This window comes from Neisseria sp. P0022.S010, from assembly GCF_051956635.1.
Genome location: NZ_JBQCXF010000775.1, coordinates 1 through 764 on the forward strand (window position 1 = coordinate 1; position 764 = coordinate 764).

Sequence of the window (764 nt, forward strand, 5' to 3'; positions counted from 1 at the left end):
GAACTGTTTTTTCAGACGGCCTTATATAATTTAAACCTTAGTGATGGCTGCAACCCCCGTGGGTTTCACGCAAAGCTTCGGCTGCTTGCTCGTCTGCGTGGTAGCTGGAGCGAACCATTGCGCCGATGGCGGCATTGGTAAAGCCCAATTCGTATGCTTCTTTTTCAAAAACCTTGAATTGGTCAGGCGTTACATAGCGCAAGACGGGCAAGTGGCCGTCTGAAGGTTGCAGATATTGGCCGATGGTAATCATCTCGATATTGTTGGCACGCATATCGCGCATGATTTCGCGTACGTCCTCGTCTGTTTCGCCTAAGCCGACCATGATGCCGGATTTGGTCGGGATATGAGGCATCATTTCTTTGTAGCGGCGCAGAAGCTCGAGGGAATGTTGGTAGTTGGCACCCGGACGGGCTTTTTTATACAGGCTTGGATGGGTTTCCAAGTTGTGGTTCATCACGTCGGGTGGCGTTTCTGCCAAGATTTCCAGTGCGATGTCCAGACGGCCACGGAAATCGGGAACGAGGATTTCGATTTTGGTATTCGGGCTGGTTTCGCGGATGGCTTTAATGCAGTCGGCGAAGTGTTGTGCGCCACCATCACGCAGGTCGTCACGGTCGACGGAAGTAATCACGACATAGCGCAGGTTCATGGACTTGACGGATTCAGCCAAGTGTTTAGGCTCGTCAGGATCCAACATGTTAGGGCGGCCATGGCCAACGTCGCAGAACGGGCAGCGGCGGGTACAAATATCACCCATGATC

At 52.5% G+C, this 764-nt stretch carries 1 protein-coding gene; it reads right to left on the reverse strand.

Going from position 1 to position 764, the window contains the following annotated elements:
• Positions 1-37: 37 nt before the first annotated feature.
• On the reverse strand, positions 38-764 hold a 727-nt coding region (gene lipA, locus ACTHUT_RS21325), incomplete at its 5' end, for a lipoyl synthase (RefSeq protein WP_440419801.1).